At 62.8% G+C, this 15,221-nt stretch carries 15 protein-coding genes; 7 read left to right on the forward strand and 8 right to left on the reverse strand.

The window, feature by feature from the left end:
- Window positions 1–46 precede the first annotated feature (46 nt).
- On the forward strand, window positions 47–1,213 hold the full coding sequence (locus tag BSY18_RS18795) for an acyl-CoA dehydrogenase family protein (RefSeq protein ID WP_069051521.1): 1,167 nt from the start codon (window positions 47–49) through the stop codon (window positions 1,211–1,213).
- On the forward strand, window positions 1,210–1,998 hold the full coding sequence (locus tag BSY18_RS18800; RefSeq protein WP_069051522.1) for an enoyl-CoA hydratase/isomerase family protein: 789 nt from the start codon (window positions 1,210–1,212) through the stop codon (window positions 1,996–1,998). Before BSY18_RS18795 ends, BSY18_RS18800 begins: the two co-directional genes overlap by 4 nt.
- Window positions 1,999–2,014: 16 nt before the next feature.
- On the opposite strand, the gene BSY18_RS18805 is transcribed toward BSY18_RS18800, so the two are convergent.
- From BSY18_RS18805 to BSY18_RS18815, 3 genes are read right to left on the reverse strand one after another with little or no spacing between them, the layout of a single operon-like run.
- On the reverse strand, window positions 2,015–3,031 hold the full coding sequence (locus BSY18_RS18805; RefSeq protein WP_216094711.1) for a zinc-dependent alcohol dehydrogenase family protein: 1,017 nt from the start codon (window positions 3,029–3,031) through the stop codon (window positions 2,015–2,017).
- A gap of 10 nt (window positions 3,032–3,041) precedes the next feature.
- Window positions 3,042–3,626 (reverse strand): nuclear transport factor 2 family protein, encoded by a 585-nt coding sequence (locus tag BSY18_RS18810; RefSeq protein ID WP_054133558.1) that lies wholly within the window; start codon window positions 3,624–3,626, stop codon window positions 3,042–3,044.
- A 23-nt stretch (window positions 3,627–3,649) separates the two neighbouring features.
- Complete coding sequence (locus BSY18_RS18815; protein ID WP_069051523.1) at window positions 3,650–5,296, reverse strand: FAD-binding protein; 1,647 nt, start codon at window positions 5,294–5,296, stop codon at window positions 3,650–3,652.
- Between the two features lie 227 nt (window positions 5,297–5,523).
- Here BSY18_RS18815 and BSY18_RS18820 point away from each other — a divergent pair, with 227 nt between their 5' ends.
- The 4 genes from BSY18_RS18820 to BSY18_RS18835 all read left to right on the forward strand — a co-directional run bounded on the left by BSY18_RS18820 (window position 5,524) and on the right by BSY18_RS18835 (window position 8,725).
- A complete protein-coding gene (locus BSY18_RS18820) occupies window positions 5,524–6,381 on the forward strand; it encodes a FadR/GntR family transcriptional regulator (RefSeq protein ID WP_150126337.1) in 858 nt (285 codons plus the stop codon).
- A gap of 87 nt (window positions 6,382–6,468) precedes the next feature.
- Complete coding sequence (locus BSY18_RS18825; protein WP_069051525.1) at window positions 6,469–7,458, forward strand: thiamine pyrophosphate-dependent dehydrogenase E1 component subunit alpha; 990 nt, start codon at window positions 6,469–6,471, stop codon at window positions 7,456–7,458.
- On the forward strand, window positions 7,455–8,483 hold the full coding sequence (locus BSY18_RS18830; protein ID WP_069051526.1) for an alpha-ketoacid dehydrogenase subunit beta: 1,029 nt from the start codon (window positions 7,455–7,457) through the stop codon (window positions 8,481–8,483). The genes BSY18_RS18825 and BSY18_RS18830 overlap by 4 nt, the downstream gene beginning before the upstream one ends.
- 11 nt (window positions 8,484–8,494) lie before the next feature.
- Entirely contained in the window at window positions 8,495–8,725 is a 231-nt protein-coding gene (locus tag BSY18_RS18835) for a biotin/lipoyl-containing protein (RefSeq protein WP_069051527.1), read from the forward strand.
- 49 nt (window positions 8,726–8,774) lie between these two features.
- On the opposite strand, the gene BSY18_RS18840 is transcribed toward BSY18_RS18835, so the two are convergent.
- Complete coding sequence (locus BSY18_RS18840) at window positions 8,775–10,505, reverse strand: N-acyl-D-amino-acid deacylase family protein (protein WP_069051528.1); 1,731 nt, start codon at window positions 10,503–10,505, stop codon at window positions 8,775–8,777.
- Window positions 10,506–10,608: 103 nt separating this feature from the next.
- On the opposite strand from BSY18_RS18840, the gene BSY18_RS18845 reads away from it, so the two are divergent.
- A complete protein-coding gene (locus BSY18_RS18845; RefSeq protein WP_069051529.1) occupies window positions 10,609–11,283 on the forward strand; it encodes a Crp/Fnr family transcriptional regulator in 675 nt (224 codons plus the stop codon).
- 38 nt (window positions 11,284–11,321) lie between these two features.
- On the opposite strand, the gene BSY18_RS18850 is transcribed toward BSY18_RS18845, so the two are convergent.
- The 4 genes from BSY18_RS18850 to BSY18_RS18865 are packed head-to-tail and all read right to left on the reverse strand — an operon-like array spanning window position 11,322 to window position 15,099.
- Window positions 11,322–11,486: a rubredoxin gene (locus BSY18_RS18850; RefSeq protein ID WP_069051530.1), complete on the reverse strand. Its 165-nt coding sequence runs from the start codon at window positions 11,484–11,486 to the stop codon at window positions 11,322–11,324.
- A gap of 10 nt (window positions 11,487–11,496) precedes the next feature.
- The gene (locus BSY18_RS18855) at window positions 11,497–12,747 is read right to left on the reverse strand and encodes a cytochrome P450 (RefSeq protein ID WP_069052036.1); all 1,251 of its coding nucleotides are present in this window, start codon (window positions 12,745–12,747) and stop codon (window positions 11,497–11,499) included.
- Window positions 12,744–13,880, reverse strand: coding sequence for a serine hydrolase domain-containing protein (locus BSY18_RS18860; protein ID WP_216094712.1), 1,137 nt, complete (start codon window positions 13,878–13,880; stop codon window positions 12,744–12,746). Before BSY18_RS18860 ends, BSY18_RS18855 begins: the two co-directional genes overlap by 4 nt.
- A gap of 10 nt (window positions 13,881–13,890) precedes the next feature.
- Window positions 13,891–15,099 carry a cytochrome P450 gene (locus BSY18_RS18865; protein ID WP_069051532.1) on the reverse strand — a complete coding sequence of 403 codons (1,209 nt, stop codon included), beginning with the start codon at window positions 15,097–15,099 and terminating at the stop codon, window positions 13,891–13,893.
- Between the last annotated feature and the right edge of the window lie 122 nt (window positions 15,100–15,221).

The raw sequence follows: 15,221 nt of genomic DNA on the forward strand, positions 1-15,221 counted from the left end.
GCGATCTGCCGGCACCACGTTAAAAGAAGCCAGGAAAGCGTCGCACATGAATTTCGAGCTCGCCCATGAGCATCAGATGTTGAAGGACCTCGTCGCCAAGTTCGTCAAGGCGCAGCTTATGCCGTTGGAAGCTGACGTGCTGGCGCGCGAGTCATCGGGCAAGGGCAGCTACCTGTCAAAGGACGAGCTCGCCAAGGTCGATGCGGTATCGCGCGATCTGGGCCTGTGGGGGCTGGATGCTCCCGAAGAGGTTGGCGGCATGAACCTGCCGATGGTGGCCATGGTCGGGGTGAACGAGGAACTGGGCCGCACCGCGACACCTTATACGCTGCCACCGGACTCGCCCAATCTGCGGATGATGATGGTCGCCGCCGACGCGCGCCAGCGCGAAGCCTATCTGGAACCCTATGTGCGCGGCGAGACCATATCGGCGATCGGGATTTCCGAGCCCGGCGCAGGCGCAGACCCTTCGCGGATGACCACCACCGCGGTGCAAGATGGTGATGACTGGGTGATCAACGGCCGCAAGATCTGGATCACGCGCGCCGCCGAAGCCGATTTCACCATCCTGATGGCGGTGACCGACAAGAACCCCAACGGCCGCAACGGCATGTCGGCGTTTCTGGTCGACAGAGACACGCCCGGCTTCAATGTTCTGCGCAAGATCCCGATGATCGATGGCAGCGCAACCTACGAGATCGCGCTCGAGGAGTGCCGTGTGCCGGGATGGAAACTGCTGGGAACACGCGGCCAGGGCTTTGCGCCGATGCAGGTGCGGCTGGGCACCCGGCGGATCGAGATGGCGTCGTGGTCGATCGGCATGGCGCAGCGCGCGCTCGACATGATGGTCGAATACGCCCCCCAGCGGGTGACCTTCGGCAAGCCGCTGGCCGCGCGGCAAACGGTACAGAATTGGGTGGCCGACGCTGCAACCCGCATCCACGCGATGCGGTTGATGACCTATGACTGCGCCTGGAAGATCGATGAGGGCCGCGATACCCGTCAGGAAATCTCGATGATCAAATCCTATTGCACCGAATCGGCCTATGAGATCGTCGATCATGCCATGCAGATGTTCGGCGGAATGGGCATGACCCGCGAGCTGCCCTTGTACCTGATGTCGAACAAGCTGCGCACGATGCGCATCTATGACGGGCCGAGCGAAATCCACAACTGGGTGGTCGCGCGCAACCTGCTGGGGACACGCGAATGACCGCTGCACAAGAAGCCTTTCGCCTGGCGTCGGTGGTCGAGGGGCATATCGGCGTCGTCACATTTGCCTGCCCCCCGTACAACCATGTCTCTGTCCCCCTTCTCAGGGCGATCGCAGATGCGCTGGATGCGCTGGACAAGGATGATGCCTGCCGCGTCGTGCTGCTGCAATCGGAAGGCAAGGTGTTCTGTGCTGGTGCCGATTTCACCGCAGGCGGCGATTTTGCGCAGGACGATGAGAACGCCCAGACGCTGGAATTATATGCCCAGGCGGTGCGGCTTTATTCGAATCGAAAGCCGCTGATCGTTGCGGTGCAGGGGGCGGCAATCGGCGCGGGCCTGGGGCTGGCGCTGGTCGGCGATTTCAGGATTGCGACCGACGATGCGCGGTTTTCCGCCAATTTCGTCAAGCTCGGCTTTCACGCAGGGTTCGGAATTTCGGTGCGCCTGCCCGAGATCGTCGGCGGGCAGAAGGCTGCGCGGATGCTGCTGACCGCCGAGCGGATCAGCGGTGTGACCGCATTCGATTGGGGGCTGGTCGATGAACTGGCAGCACCCGGTGATCTTGCGCGATCCGCCCGCGCCTTTGCTGCGCTGATTGCGGAGAATGCGCCGCTGGCAGTCGAGGCCACGCGCGAAACGCTGCGTGCAGGGCTGGCCGACCGGATCCGCGCCGCTACCGCAAAGGAGGCGGTGCTGCAGGCAGGCTTGAAGCAGACGCAGGACTTTGCCGAAGGGATCAAAGCGGTATCCGAACGTCGCGCCGGAGCGTTCGTGCGCGGCTGACTTTGCAAGCTCTGCGTCAAACGCGGATGACGATCTTGCCGACATGCTGGCGCGACGCGAGATACGCCAGAGCTTGCGGGGCTTCGTCGAAATCGAGGACGCGGTCGATGACGGGTGCGAAGCTTTGATGCATATCTGCCAGCAAGGCGACCAGATCGGCGCGCGAGCCAACAGAAATTCCGCGGATAACGCCCATGCTGGACATCAGGGGCAGCGGGCTGATCGTGTCCATCGGATTATCCAGCAAGCCGATCAGAGCGATCTCGCCCTCCGGGGCAAGCGCTTTCATCGAGTGCGGCAGGCTGCCTGCCCCGCCGACTTCGACAACCCGGTCAACCCCGTGACCGCCGGTGATGTTGCGCACCGCCGCGCTCCAATCGGGGGTGGTCACGTAATTGATCACATGGTCCGCGCGCAGTGCGATCAGGCTCTGCGCCTTGGCATTGCTGGACGTCGTGGCAATGACGGTGCAGCCCATCGACTTGGCGATCTGCAGCGCGAAGATCGAGACGCCGCCGGTTCCCAGCACCAGAACATGGCTGCCCGCGTTGACCGGGTTGCCGCGAGTCAGCGCCGACCAGGCAGTGACACCTGCGCACGGCAAGGTGGCAGCAGCTTCAAAGCTCATGTCATCGGGAATGGGCACGACGGCGCGCGCGGCGATGGCGACATACTCGCACAAGACGCCGTCCACGGCTCCGCCCAGATCCGTGGCGGCATCGGCAGGCTTGAATGGCCCGTCGATCCAGCCCGGACGAAACGGCAGCACAATGCGTGTGCCGGGTTTCAGGTCGCTGACGGCTGACCCGCAGGCGACGACCTCGCCCGCACCATCGGAAACGGGAATGATATCAGGCTTCGGGCCATAAGGCTGCGGGCCGTGCAATATCATCAGATCGCGCGCGTTCAGCGAGACCGCACGGATGCGGACCAGCACATCATCAGGGCCGATGTCCGGCTGACGCTCCTGTCGCTTGACCAGATTGTCGAGCGAACCGGCCGCGCTCAGCCGATAGGCGTGCATCTCGTTCATCGCTCCGCCGTCAATCGGGCGCGTAGCCGGGCGGCAGGATATCGAGGTTGATGCCGATCCGCGCCGGATCGACCGTCAGCGGGCGTTCATAGGACGAATCGGATCGGTCGCGCGCGACCACGCCGCTTTCGCGCAGCATCGCCATGAACTGCGGCGGCACCTTTGAGGGTTGCGGGACGCCGCCCCATTCGGAGACACACTTGCGCGCCGCGATGCGCCACTGGCCGTCGCGCTTTTCCATCCGGTCGACATAGCGGCCACCGCCGATCGCGAGGGTGAAGTCCTTCGCGTCCATGCCCGCCATCATCCAGTAGGTTTCTGCATGCGCGACATCGCCCTCGAGGTCGCAATTGTGGTTGGTGATGATGTGCTGGTGGGTGGCCTGCGCGTTGTTGTGATAGTGGTTGACCCAATCCCAGAACGCTTCCGGCCCGCCGACAAAGAAGCCGTGATCGTCCACCGCATCGGGATGATAGCAGGACAACAGCAGGTCGCGATCCATCCGGTCCACGCCGCGGCAGTAATTGGTAACCACCTCGCGGATCTTCTGGCGATCATACAGTTCGCGCACCATAGCTTCGAGATCGGGTTGCATTGCAGGCGTCCTTGTCGCTGGCGTCAGTTGGGCGCCTGGCCCAGCGCGTGCCGGGCTGCGACCCAGCCAAAGATGAACGCGGGCGAGATGCTGGCTCCGGCTCCCGGATAGGTCTTGCCCATCACCGAGGCGGTGGAATTACCGGTCGCATACAGCCCCTGCAGGACCGACCCATCTTCCTTGAGCACGCGCGCGAATTCGTCGGTCAGGATGCCGCCAAAGGTGCCGACATCGCCCGGATAGATCGCAACGGCGAAATAGGGCGGCTTTTCGAACGCGCCCAGGCCCGGGTTGGGGCCGTGCGTCGGATCGGCAAACACCAGATCATAGGCCTTGGACCCGCGCCCGAAATCCTCGTCGATGCCCTTGCGGGCAAAGCCGTTGAACCGCTCGATCGTAGCCTTGAGGTTTGCGGGCGGCACGTTGATCTGCTCGGCGAGGCCCTCGATCGTTTCCGAGCTTTTCATATAGCCGCTGTCGAACCACGATTGCGGGGTCTTGCCGGCGTTGAAGCTCCAGGGATAGCGATCGCGGTGGCGCGATTCGATGATCGCCCAGACCGGCACGTCGCCATTGGCATAAAGCGCCTGGCCATTCGCCATATAGCTCTGCGCCTTATTGGTATAACGCTGGCCCTTCTGGTTCACCAGAATGCAGTGCGGCTTGGGGATGTCGAGCACGTGGATGTACCGTTCGCCCGATGGCGGGGTCGATGTCAGGATCCACACCGCGCCATCCATGAAATCCAGCGCCGCGCCATGCGCCTTGGCCACCTGGATCATTTCCCCGGTGTCGCCGGGGTTGGCGTTGGTCCACGCGACCGATGACGGCTGCGGACCGTATTGCTTGCGCATCGCCTCGTTGTGCGAAAAGCCGCCGGCGTTGATGAGCACGCCTTCGCGCGCCTCGACCCGCCAGGGCTCGCCATTCTTCTGCGTAACGACCCCGGTAATCCGGCCATTTTCCTCGATCAGCTCGCTGACGCCCGAATTGATGCGGATATCGATGTTCTGCCGCACCGCCATCTGCAGCATCCGGCCCTGGATCGCGGTTCCGGCACCGACCAGTTCGCGGCCCTGGATCTTCGCCTTGATGATCCGCATTCCCAGCTTGAGCGCAGCCACCTTGCCGCTGAAGGTGCGCTTGAGCAGCATCAGCTGACGCCCTTCGACCCCGCGCACCGGAAGCGCCGACAGGCCCCGGCGCAGCTTGGATGCCCATTCGCCGGGCAGTTCCTTGACGTTGAACGGCTCGACGGCGAGCGAGCGACCTTCCGCCATGCCGCCTGGCAGATCATCGTGATAGTCCGACCAGCCATCGCAGCGCACGAACGGCATGCCCTTGGCTTCGAGGTAATCGAACAGTCTGGGTCCCTGTTTTAGGAACATGTCCTTGCGCGCTCGCGAGGTGGCAGGGCCAAGATCGCCGACCGCCGCGTCCAGATAGGTGCGGCCCTTCTCGTCGCTGTCGGCAATACCGTCGCGTGCCTGCAGCGGATGGTTGGGAATCCAGAACACGCCACCGGACATCGCGGTCGATCCGCCGATCTTGTCGGTCTTTTCCAGAATCAGCGGCCGCTTGCCTGCATCGGCCACCGCCAGCGCCGCGACCATCGATCCGCCGCCGCTTCCGACAATCACGAAATCGGCGCTTTCGTCCCAGTTAGCCATCAAATCACCCTTCAAATTCAGCAAAACATCACTCTGGCGCAGGGCGACAGCAGACGGGAGGGAGGCTGGATCGGAGGCTGAACGCCCCCTCAACCGCATACTCCATGATCACATCCTGCTCCTGACAAGCGCTTGGCCGGCGGTTCATATCCCCCTTACGTGAGGTGGGCCGCTCCCAATTATCATCTAACTAGTTAATACGTCTAAATGCAAGCGTGGAAAACGCGATGGTTCTTGCCGAAACAAGCGTTTGCAGGGTAAGAACGGACAGGCTGACGAAGGAATATAAATTGTCTAACGGATTTGCGGTCATTCCTGTGGGAAGCCGGAGCAATGCTGACGCTGTAAGGGTTCCGAAAACTGCCGAACTGGTGGCGCGGCAGATACGCAATGCCATCATCCGCGGCGAGCTCAAGGATGGCGATACGCTGCCCGCAGAGGCCCAGCTTATCTCCGAATTTGAGGTGTCACGGCCGACGATCCGCGAAGCTGTCAGGATCCTGGAGTCAGAAGGGCTCGTCACGGTCGCTCGCGGGGCCCGCGGCGGGGCAAAGGTCAGCTCTCCGAACTACGAAATGGTCGAACGCGCCGCCGGGATCATCCTGCAGGCGCAAAGCGTGACCATCGGCGACCTATACGAGATGCGCACGTTGATCGAGCCGCCTGCGGCGCGTCTCGTCGCGGAGCGCAACAGCGAGGTAGCGGTGCCGATTCTGCGCTCGTTCATCGAAGACGAGATGAGAAACATCAAGAATCGCATGGCCGTGACTTTGCAGATTGCAGAGTTCCACCGGTTGTTGATGGAGCTTTCTGGGAACCGCACGCTGAACATGTTTTCTCAAGCGCTGCGTGGTCTGGTTGATGCACACCTGTCGCTGTCCTCGCGCCGGCGCCAGGGGGAGGATCCCGATTTTTCGGAAAGGCAATTGCGCTTCGGCTTGAAGTCGCACACCCGCCTCGTCGATCTGATCGAGGCCAAGGACGGCGATGCCGCCGAGGCACACTGGAAAAAGCACATGGTTGCCGCCGGAGAGGTCTGGCTGGCGCAGGTGGGGCGCAATACGGCGGTCGATCTGCTCGACTGATCAGCGCACCAAACCCCTCGACAGCAGTCGTGTAATCATATAGCGGATTACACTGATTAAACTGCTTTAGGTAGAGGGAGCCGGTGCATGGCCAATAGGCAACTTGTAGCAGATTCCGGAGCGTTGCTGGATATTTACCGGCGTGCGGCCTTGCTCAAGGCCAATGACGAGCGCGCCCGCAAGGTGATTCTGTCCGGGCAGATCGCGATGGTCTATTATTCCTATCGCGGCCAGGAGATCATCCCGTCGGTGATGGGCAACATTCTGCGTGATGACGACACGCTCTGCACGATCTATCGCGGCATCCACGACATGCTTGGCAAGGGCTTTCCCCTGCGCGAGCTGTGGGCGGAGCTCGCAGGGCGCACAACCGGTTCGTGCAAGGGCAAGGGAGGTCCGATGCACCTCACCTATCCGCCCAAGGGCATTATGGTGACGACCGGCATCGTCGGATCGTCCGCGCCGATTGCCAATGGCCTGGCCTGGGCAACTCAGCTGGACAAGAGCGACCGGGTTTCGGTCTGCACCTTCGGTGACGGTGCCTCGAACATCGGCGCGGTGCACGAGGCGATGAACCTCGCTTCCGTCTGGAAGCTGCCGACGATCTTTGTGTGCCAGAACAACCTGTTTGCCGAGCACACGACATTCGAGAAAATGACCGGCGGGCAGAACATCGCCAATCGTGCCGAGGGCTATGGCATGCCCGGCGTGCGCGTCGATGGCAACGATGCCGAAGCGATGTATTCCGCCTTCGCCGAGGCGGTCGCCCGCGCGCGGGCAGGCGAGGGGCCGACCTTGCTCGAATGCATGACCTTCCGCTTCTATGGCCACAACTTCGGTGACGACGACAGCTACATTCCGCCGGCGCAAAAGGCCGCGGCGATTGAGGCTGATCCGGTTCCGCGCCTGCGCGCCCGGCTTATAGCCGACCGCATTGCGACCGAGGAGGAACTTGCTGCCATGGAAGCGGATATCGAGGCGCAGATCGACGACGCGCTCGAATTTGCGCTGGCATCGCCATGGCCTGAACCGGATTCGCTGCGCTTCGATGTGTTCGAAAAGGAGATGTCGGCATGACCGATGTTGCACAGGCAGAAAAGCCGACCAAGGCGCCCAAGCCCACCGTTTCGATCCTCGCGGCGATTGCCAAGGCCTATCACGACGCGATGGCCGATGACCCCAAGGTCATCACGCTGGGCGAAGATCTTGCCGATCCCGAAGGCGGCGGCATCGCCAAGATCACCAAGGGCCTGTCGACGGCGTTCGGCGATGACCGTGTCCGCTCTACCCCCATATCGGAACAGGCGATCATGGGTGCGGCGATCGGGGCAAGCCTCGCCGGCTACAAGCCTGTCGCCGAGATCATGCTGATGAATTTCACCACGGTGGCGATGGACATGATCGTCAACCATGCCGCCAAGCTGCGCTTCATGTCGGGCGGCCAGACCAACGTGCCAATCGTTATCCGCACGATGACCGGCCTTGGCTTCGGCTCGGGCGGGCAGCATTGCGATTATCTCGAGGCGTGGTTTGCGCATACCGCGGGGATCAAGGTGTGCGCGGCCTCGACGCCCGAAGATGCCTATGGCCTGTTGCGCTCTGCCATCGATGATCCCGATCCGGTGCTGTTCATTGAGAACCTGCCGACCTATTTCATGCCGATGGCGATGGAACTGCCCGACAGCAGTCACCGCGTGCCGCTGGGCAAGGCAGCGGTGCAGATCGAGGGAAGCGACCTGACCATCGTCACGTACGCGCGCATGGCGATCGAAGCCCGGCAGGCGGCTGCCAAGGCGGCAGAGCAGGGCATCTCGGTCGAGGTCGTCGATCTGCGCACCATCGCGCCGTGGGACCGCGAGACGGTCCTTGCCTCGGCCGCCAAGACGGGCCGGGTGCTGATCGTTCACGAGGCGGTGAAGGAACATGGCGTTGGTGCGGAAATTGCCGCCGTCATCAGCGAGGAACTGTTTGGCCAGCTCAAGAAGCCGGTCAAGCGTCTGGGCGGTACCTTCAGCCCCGTCCCCTATTCGAAGCCGCTCGAATCCGCCTTTGCGCCGAACGCAGAGCGCATCCTTCAGGCCGTCGTCGAACTAGCAAGCTGAGGAGTATTTTCATGGCATTTCAGGTTACCATACCCAAGATCGGGTTCTCGATGAACGAAGGCATCTTGAGCGAATGGCTGATCGAAGACGGCGGCCAGGTCACCGAGGGTCAGCCGCTGTATTCGCTGGAGAGCGACAAATCGACCAACGAGGTCGAGAGCCCTGCCACCGGCACGCTGAAGATCATCGGCGAGATTGGCGAGACCTATGAAGTCGGCGTGGTGATCGCCGAAATCGTCTGACCGCTGATAGGGGAGTGCAGCCTCGGCTCCACTCCCCATGGGCTCGCGGCTAGAGCGCGGCAATCGCTTTGCATCCACGCACGAGCCTGCCCGGCAGCGCATCGGTCGCTAGACCCTGGCGATAGGTCACCACCCCGGAGACGATGGTGGCCACATAGCCGTCTGCCAATTGCCGCAAGCGTCGGCCGCCAGCCGGCAGGTCATGCGCCACTGTCGGCGCATGTAGGGCCAGCCGGTCCAGGTCGATGATGTTGATGTCGGCCTTGGCCCCTGCCACCAATCGTCCCCTGTCGCCCAGGCCAACGGCATCCGCGGGGACGCTGCTCAGCGCCGCAACGGCAGTTTCCAGCGCGATCCGCTGGTCCGCTGCCGCGTCGCGCGCCCAGCGGGAAAGGTAGAACGTCGGGAAGCTCGCATCGCAGATCATTCCATAATGCGCCCCGCCATCGGCCAGCGCGACGATCGTGTCGCGGTGGGTCAGCATTTCCCACACGGCATCCAGGTTGCCATCGCGGTAATTGGCTCCCGGCTGATACAGGATTGCACGGCCTTCCTGCTCCAAGAGCAGGTCATAGGCATGTTCCTGCCAAGTGACGCCCAGCGCTGCCGCGCGGTTATCGATCCGGTCTGCCAGATCGGGTTCATAGACGGGCACGTCGCCCATCGGATAGGCAAAGCGGCTGGCGATGACGGTCTTGACCGACACCGGATTGCTGTCCTCCGGTTCTTCGGACAACAGCTGGGCGCGGAACGCCGGATCGCGCATCGCTGCGACCTTTTCAGCCAGCGGCTTGTCGAGCAATGGCCGGAAACTGGGGTGCAGCGAGAAGGGATGGAAACTGAGGTCCAGGCCATAGAGCATACCCACCGGGCGCGGCGCCACCTGCGCCTTCATGGTCAGCCCGCGATCATTGGCGACGGTCAGCGCGTCGAGCGAAACACGCCATTCGTCAGGATCACCTGCCGGCATCTGCAACAGCGAATAGGACAGGGGTCGTTCCGCCACCGAGGCGATCCGCTCCATCAAGGCAAATTCGTCGACAGCAGAACCCGTCACGCGCGGGATGATCTGGTAAACTCCGGTACCTGCATCGCGCAGCCCCGTGGCGAGAGCTTTCAGTTCGTCTTCTTCGGAAAACAGGCTGGGGGCGAGCGCGCCCGCCTTGGTCCGGTGCATCATGTTGCGTGATGTGGAGACGCCGATCGCTCCGGCCTCAATCGCCTCCCGGGTCAGCGCGCGCATCTGTTCCAGATCCTTGGCACTGGGCGGCTCGTGGGCCGCCGCCCGATCCCCCATGACATAGACCCGCAGCGCCGAATGCGGCAGCTGGGCGGCGATATCGACGTCATAGTGGCGGGTGTCGAGGACATCGAGAAATTCGGGGAACGTCTCCCAAGACCAGGGCAGTCCTTCGGTCATCACGACCTCGGGAACGTCTTCGACTCCCTCCATCACCGCGACCAGCATGTCGCGTTGATCGGGCTTGCAGGGGGCGAAACCGACACCGCAATTGCCCATCACTACGGTGGTGACACCATGATTGGAGGATGGCACCATCCGGTTTTCCCAAGTGGCTTGCCCGTCAAAGTGCGTGTGGATATCCACAAAGCCGGGGGTGACGATCTTGCCTGCCGCGTCGATGGCTTCGGCTGCAGGACCTGCAATATCACCGATATGCGCGATCATGCCATCCTTGATGCCGATATCGGCACGAACGGGCGGGCCCCCCAGGCCATCATAGACCAGCCCGTTTCGCACGATCAGATCATAGTCGGTCATTGCAAATCCCCGTCCCGCTTCAACTGGTGGGAGCATAGCGTGAAGCTGGAACCATAAATGTCACATCATTGACAATTGAGGGCGTGCCGTTCAAATTTGCGCAATGAGCCCGGAGGATATCGCCCTGCTGGAAAGCGACACCTGGTTCTGCGGGCTGGCGACCGATCGGCGCCGCCGGATACTCGACCATGTTCGCGGACGCACCGTCTCTCGCGGTGCCCATGTCTACCGGCTGGGCGATGCCCCCGATGGGCTGTACGCCTTGCTCGATGGCGAAGTACGCATGGTAAGCTATAGCAGCAGCGGGCTGGAAATGGTGGCGATGGTGGTGCGGCCAGGCCTGTGGTTCGGCGAACTGTCCGTTATCGATGGTCAGCCGCGACCGCATGATGCCATCGCCACCACGGCCGCACGCATTGCCCGTTTGCCAATGGGGGCAGTGACGGCGCTGACGGATGCAGACCCTGGCCTGTGGCGCGATATCGCCTTGCTCGGCTGCGCGCACCAGCGCTGGGCGATGCGCCACAGCGAACGTATTCGGACTCAAACCGCGATTGTCCGCCTGGCCGGATTTCTTCTGGGCAAGGCCGCCCAGGCGTCCGATGGCGTGGTGCGCATGCCGCAACAGGCATTGGCCGAGATTATCGGCGTATCGCGCCAACGGACCAACATGCTGCTGCGGGAAATGGCGCAGCTGGGCCTGGCGCAACCTGCCTATGGCGGGGTTGTCGTGCGAGATATCGCGCGGTTGCGCGCGTTTCTCCAAAGCCACAGCTGATGGGCCATCATGGCCTGCACGATGGCCAATTCTGGCGCTCAGACCTCTTCCATCGCGAAATCCGCCTTCTCCGCCCCGCAGTCGGGGCATTTCCAGTCGTCGGGAATATCCTCCCATGCGGTGCCGGGGGGAATGCCGCCCATAGGATCACCCAAGGCCTCGTCGTAGAACCAGCCGCAGTTCATGCACATCCACTGTTTCATGCCCGTGTCCTCAGCTGTCGAAGCGCACCCACAGGTGCTCTGGCGCGCGCAGGATGTGGCCGGTGACGCGAGGCTCGGGCTTGTCCGGATCTAGCCGAAGGTTCACAAGCCGATCCAGCAGCGCGCTCAGCGCCCGCGTCATTTCAACCCGCGCCAGATGCTGGCCGATGCACAGGTGCGGGCCGCTGGCAAAGGCGAGGTGCCGGGGTGTTCGGCTTCGGAAGATATCGAAGCTGTCCGGTTTCGGGAACTTTGAAGGGTCGCGGTTGGCCGAGGCCAGCACGGTGTTTACGAAGGTGCCCTTTTTGATGGGCACGCCCGCTATCTCGGTATCGACAGAGGCATAGCGGAAGGTCGAGGCGACAGGGCCTTCCCAGCGCAAAGCCTCGTCGATCGCCTGCGGGATCAGGCTGCGGTCTTCGGCAACCGCCTTGAGCTGTTCCGGGTGGGTGAGGAGACCTGTCAGCAACACGCTGGTCCCGCGATAGGTCGTGTCGCCACCCGCGTTCATCAGCTGCCGCAGGAACGAGATCAAAACGTCATCGGGCAACCGCTCGCCATCAGCTTCGACCGTGGCGAGGTGGCTGATCAGGTCGGTGCCAGGCTTGGCACGCTTCTGCTCGACCAGCGCGCCAAAGAAATCGCCCAGTTTCTTGCTCGCCTCCTGGCCCTGCGGTGCGCCAATCGATGACAGCAATTGCGCGATGGCCAGCTTGTGGAACACCGGTGCCTGCGCCGGATCGAGATCGACCTGCGCATAGATCACCTGGAAGGGATAGTGGTGGGTAAAGTCCTCGATGAGATCCGCGCGCCCGTGCGGCAGGAATTTCGCCATCAGCCGGTCCACGACCGGATCGACGACGGTTTCCCCCCATTTGGAGACCACCTGTGGCAGGAAGGCTTTCTGGAAGATCTTGCGGTATCTTGGGTGCTCGGGCGCGTCCATCACCGTGACCGTATTGCCAAAGGCCCGGCCCAGATTCGGAGAGAACGCCTCTTTGTTGGTGAAGATTTCCGGATGTGTCAGCACGTGCAGCACCGCATCATATCCCAGCACCATCACCTGCGGCAGATGGCCCATCTGCACGTCGGGGACGGACGTGAACTGGCTGCGGTAGCTACCCTCGACCACTGGTCCTCGCTGCATCAGCGCGTGGATCTGCGGATAGGGGTCGTGGCAGTCCCCCGTCGAAAGCTTCTCGATCACAAAAGGATCGAAACCGGGGTCGGACAGGTCTTCGAGTTGCGGTGAGGGCATCATGATTTCCACTCCAGACCCAGCGCTGCGACCACTGCCTTAGAGATCGGCAATATCGGATCGTCCTTGGGGTCGCGGGCGTTGAACATTCGGTTATGGCAGATCGCCACGGCAAGGTTCTGGTCGGGGTCGGCCCAACCGATCGATCCCCCGGCGCCTGGGTGCCAGATCGCGCGCGGGCTGCTGACGCGGTGCCCCCCCAGCCAGTATCCGCCGACGCTGATCGGGATCGGCATGCCGAACATCACCGGATCGGGTTCGTCGCCATTGTCGCGCAGGGCAGAAAACGCAGCGACGCGCTCAGGCGACAGCAGGCGGACGCCATCGAGCGTGCCGCCATTTGCCAGCATCGCCCAGAACCGGGCTTCGTCGCGCGCGTTGAAGATGCCGCCCACGCCTGCGATGCAGGCACGCTGGACATCGGCCCGCCCGAACACGCGCGGCACCAGATCGACCGCATGCGGCATCGATCGCGCGTACAGCGTTGCCTCGGGCGGGGGCGGAACATTGTCGTTGCGGTTGGACATCGCCGCGACCCTGCCCGCCACGCTGTCGGGAATGCCGATCCACAGGTCGGCAAGGCCCAGCGGCTGCGCGATCTCCTGCTGGACGAAGCTGCTCAGATCGCGCTGGCCCGGATCGCTGCGGCGGACGATCTCGCCGACGATCCACCCGAAGGTCATCGACTGGTACAGCGTCTTCTCACCCGGAGGCGCCAGCGGCTCCATCGCCGCAATCGCGCTCGCCATCCAGGCGGTGTCGCACATAAGTTCAGGCGTCACGCCTTCGGGCATAAGGGGAACGCCGGCGCGGTGCGTCAGCGCGTGGCGCACCGTTGCGGCAGCCTTGCCGTTCTGCGCGAATTCGGGCCAATAGTCGGCGATCGGGGCGTCACAATCCACGAACCCTTTTTCGACCTGGATATGCAGCGCCGTGGCGGCGACCGCCTTGGTCACCGAGTACACGTTGTACAGCGTGTCGGCGGTGGCGGGCGTGCCAGCTGCAGGGTCGGCCAGACCGTGCCAGACGTCGATGCACAGCTTGCCGTCCTTATAGGCAGCGACATGCACCGCCTCTTCATGTCCGGCCTCGATAGCGGAGCGGATGGCTGCCCGGACAGGGCTGTCGTCGATCATGCCCATCGCCTCACGCCTGCCATTTCAGGTGCAGTTCCAGCACCCCGTTGACCGGGCCGGATTTCATCACCAGCGGCTTGTCGGGATCGATCTCGAAATCGGGGATCAGCGGCAGCCATTCGTCCATGAACACCATCAGTTCGCGCCGGGCGAGCGAGGCACCCGGGCAGATGTGCGGCCCGGCACCAAAGGCGGCATGCTTGATCTGCGAGGGCTTGCGGTGGAAATCGACCGTCAGCGGATCTGCGTTCTGCCGGTCATCGAGCCCGTAGAGGCATTTCGGCAGCTGGATCATGTCGCCCTTGCGGAACTGCACGCCCTTATAGGCATAATCCTGCGTCAGCACGCGCGCGGTGTTGGGCAGGCCGAAGCGGCGGATCAGCTCTTCGGTGGCGCGCGGGCGCAGCTCGGGGTGCTCGATCAGCTCGCGACGCTGGGCGGGATTGCGCGCCAGATGCAGCGCGATGAAGCCGAGCTGCGAGGCGACCGTATCCAGCCCGCCGAACAGCAGCAATGTCGACATGCCGAATACCTCATCGCGCGAAGGCGGGCGGCCACCGATGTCGCCGGTGATCACCATGCTGATCACGTCGTCCCCCGGCGTCTGCATCCGCGCATCGATATAGGGCGTCAGATACTCGCGCATCTTGCCGTGCACCTCCATGCGCTTGGCAAGATCGGGGGAACGCACCGCGACCTCGGCCCATTCGAGCAGGAAGTGGCGGTGATCGAGCGGCAGATCGACCATGCCCAGAAAGACGTTGATCGGCAGAACCTTGGCGAAATCCTCGATGAACTCGCATTGGCCGCGCGGGGCGATCTGCGCCACCAGTTCGCGCGCCGTATCGCGCGCCACGCCTTCCAGCGCCTTGATCATGCGCGGGCCGAAGGCGGGCATGATCGATTTGCGAAACGGGGTGTGGTGGGGCGGATCAAGCCCCAGCGGCAGCGAATACTGGTCCATCTCGCTGCGCGGCAGGTTGAAGTTCCTGTGGCTGAAATGCTCGTAATCGACCTGCATGACGTCGATATCTTCACCACGCGTGGCGATCCAGTGACCGCCATTGTGCGGGGTCCAGACGATATCGGGGCCATCGTGCAGTGTCGCCCAAGCCAGTTGGATGTCGTCCTTGCCAAGCTGATCCAGCGCGAAAAAATCGAAATCGACGACGCGGTCAGCGGGCACGTTTTCCGGAATCGAATCTTGGGGAACCAGCATGTGCGTCTCTCCTTGGTCCGGGCATCCTGACAAAATGGCAAAAAATGTCAATATGACTTTGGTGTCATTCGGTGGTTGCCCGATCGGTGGCTTGTAGCACAATATCCGCTCAATCAGTTATA

It is taken from the genome of Blastomonas sp. RAC04 (genome assembly GCF_001713435.1).
GTDB classification, from domain to species: domain Bacteria; phylum Pseudomonadota; class Alphaproteobacteria; order Sphingomonadales; family Sphingomonadaceae; genus Blastomonas; species Blastomonas fulva.